This window comes from Candidatus Methylomirabilota bacterium, from assembly GCA_035260325.1.
Lineage (GTDB): Bacteria > Methylomirabilota > Methylomirabilia > Rokubacteriales > CSP1-6 > AR19.
On the sequence record DATFVL010000255.1, the window covers coordinates 1 to 2,582 of the forward strand.

5 protein-coding genes are annotated in these 2,582 nt (G+C 73.6%); all 5 read right to left on the reverse strand.

The genetic code is table 11. The features are described from left to right. Positions 1-390, reverse strand: a 390-nt coding sequence (locus VKG64_16485) for a beta-ketoacyl synthase N-terminal-like domain-containing protein (protein ID HKB26634.1), incomplete at its 3' end; no start/stop codon positions are given. Positions 391-415: 25 nt separating this feature from the next. Further along, on the reverse strand, positions 416-1,162 hold the full coding sequence (locus VKG64_16490) for an SDR family oxidoreductase (GenBank protein ID HKB26635.1): 747 nt from the start codon (positions 1,160-1,162) through the stop codon (positions 416-418). Beyond that, complete coding sequence (locus VKG64_16495) at positions 1,159-1,641, reverse strand: 3-hydroxyacyl-ACP dehydratase FabZ family protein (protein ID HKB26636.1); 483 nt, start codon at positions 1,639-1,641, stop codon at positions 1,159-1,161. The genes VKG64_16490 and VKG64_16495 overlap by 4 nt, the downstream gene beginning before the upstream one ends. Positions 1,642-1,686: 45 nt before the next feature. After that, positions 1,687-2,295 carry a phosphopantetheine-binding protein gene (locus tag VKG64_16500; protein HKB26637.1) on the reverse strand — a complete coding sequence of 203 codons (609 nt, stop codon included), beginning with the start codon at positions 2,293-2,295 and terminating at the stop codon, positions 1,687-1,689. Between the two features lie 16 nt (positions 2,296-2,311). Continuing rightward, on the reverse strand, positions 2,312-2,582 hold a 271-nt coding region (locus VKG64_16505), incomplete at its 5' end, for an SDR family oxidoreductase (protein HKB26638.1).

Genomic DNA, 2,582 nt, shown 5'->3' on the forward strand with positions numbered 1-2,582 from the left:
GAACCCGGCCGGCGTCACGGCGCCGCCGTCCCCGCGGCTCGCGTACGCGATCGCGCCGAGCGCCCTCAGGTCGTTGCGCTCGCCGCCGGTGCCGACGAAGACGCCCGCGCGTGGCGATCGGAGCGCCTCGCGCGCGTGGGCCGCGACGACGGCGCCGCCCGCCGCGCGCACGCCGAGGACGACGCTCCGGGGCTCGAGCGCGTCGAGCCCCGCCTCGGCGCGGAACGCCTCGAGCGCCGCGGGATCCGCCAGCGTCGCCGCCATCTGGCTCGGCAGGCCCTCGGGATCGAAGTGCGTGATGCGGCGGACGCCCGAGATGCCGGCGAGCGCCGCCTTCCAGAACGCGTCGCGGCCGGCGCCGATCGGCGTGACCACGTCGAGGCCGGTCACGACGACGCGCCGCGCCGGCGTCGCGTCACGCGAGGAGCGAGTAGCCACCATCGACGACCAGCACCTGTCCTTGAATAGACTGGGCGGCCGGGCTCGCGAGGAAGAAGACGACGTCGGCGACGGCCTCGGACGAGACGAGCGCGCCCCCGGGCGTCCGCGCGCGGATCGCCGCCAGCGCTGCCGCGCCGTCGGGCAGCATCCGCCAGACGTCGGTTTCCACGGCGCCAGCGGCCACCGCGTTCACCGTGATGCCGCGCGCGCCCAGCTCGACCGCGAGGTAGCGCGTGAGCGCCTCGAGCGCCGCCTTGGAGACGCCGATCGCCGTGTAGCCCGGGATCACGCGCTGGCTCCCGAGGCTCGAGAGCGCCACGATCCGCCCGCCCGGGGTCATCAGCTTCGCCGCCTCCTGGGCGCAGAGGAGCAGGGGGCGCGCGTTCGTCGCGAGGACCCAGTCCCACTGCTTGGCCGACACCTCGAGCGCGCTCCGGAGCACGCCGGAGGCCGCGTTGCTCACGAGCACGTCCAGGCGCCCGGCGGCCTGGCCGACCTCGGCGAGCATGCGCCGGATGTCGGCCGGCTCCTTGAGGTCGGCCTGGACGAGCTGCGCGGATCCGCCGCGCAGCTCGATGTCGCGCGCGGTCTTCTCCGCCGCCTCGCGATTGATGAAGAAGTTCACGAAGACCCGCGCGCCGGCCTCCGCGAAGCGGAGCGCGATCGCGCGCCCGATCCCCCGCCCGCCCCCGGTGACCAGCACGGCTCGCGGCTCGCTCACGCCCGATCCCCTCGCGAGGTCAGGTCGAGCGGCGACCGCTGGATCTCGTCCGCGAGCGCACGGAGCCGCGCCGCTTCCGCGCCCGTGTCGGTCCCCGGCCTCGCGTCCTCCACCTCGTACTCGAGCGTCGCCGTCGCCACCCGACGCTCGGCGACGTCCGCCGTCGCCGCCACGACCCACGCGCCACCGCCCCCGCGGCGCTCACACCGGATCCGGAGCTGATCGCCGGGACGCACGAAGTGACGGAAGGAGCCGCGCGTCAGCCGGACCAGCCGTCCCACCCGGGTGAAGTCGGACGTGAGCCCGATGAGGAGCTGCGCCGCCTGGGCGAAGGCCTCGACGACGAGCGCCCCCGGCAGGATCGGGCATCCCGGAAAATGATCGGCGAAGACGTCTTCGGTGGCGCTCACGTTCCGCAAGGTCTCGATGGCGAAGTCGGGCTCGACGGCGATGATGCGATCGACGAAGAGGAACCTCATGCGTTCTGCGACGGGCGCCGAGAGCACCCGGCCGTTCGAGCGGCGTCAGGCTCCCGGCGCGAGGCGCGAGCCCGCGGCCAGCTGGCGCACGATGTATTCCGTCACCGCCCGCACCGTGAACCGGTTCAGCACGGCCTCGACCGCGGCCGGCGCGTGCAGGTTCTCGTTCAGGTACCCGGCGAAGCGCTCCACAGTGAGATCGGAGAGATCGAGTGGCGTGCCGTCGAGATCCGCGAGCATCCGCTCGGCGAGCGCGCGAACCACCTCCTGCGCGTCGCCCGGGGCGCGCGCGACGCCGTGCTTGGCCGCCACGTGCTCCAGCACCGCCCCGACGGTGGCGGGTGACACGGTGCGCAGCTCCTCGGAGGGCACGGCGATTCCGTACCGGCTCTGCAACACCTGGGCGAGCACGCCGAGGTCGCGCCACTCGATCCGGCGGTCCTGGATCAGCCGGACCGGCAGGTCCACGCCGAACGTCTGCTGGCACTTGAAGCTCATGTCGAGGAAGTCGATGGACTCCGCGCCCAGGTCGCGGATCAGCGCCGCGCCGTCGGTCACCGCCGCCTCGTCCACGCCGAGCGACTCGACGATGGTCTTGCCGACGCTGACGCGTACCTCCGAGCGTGTCCAGATCTTGGTCGTATCCGGCTCCATGCGCTGAGCGGCCTCCTTAGCCGATACCCCCGTCCACCGCGATGACCTGGCCCGTGATGTAGCTGGCGTCCTCCGACGCGAGGAAGACCGCGAGCGACGCGACCTCCTGGGGCCGGCCGACCCGCCGCATCGGAATCCACTCCCGGAGCTTGGGCGCCGCCATCCCGATGAACGGCCGGCTCATGTCCGTCTCGATCAGCCCCGGGGCGATCGCGTTCACGGTGACGCCGCGCCCGGCCAGCTCGGTCGCGAGGGCGCGCGTGAACGCGTTGACCCCGCCCTTCGAC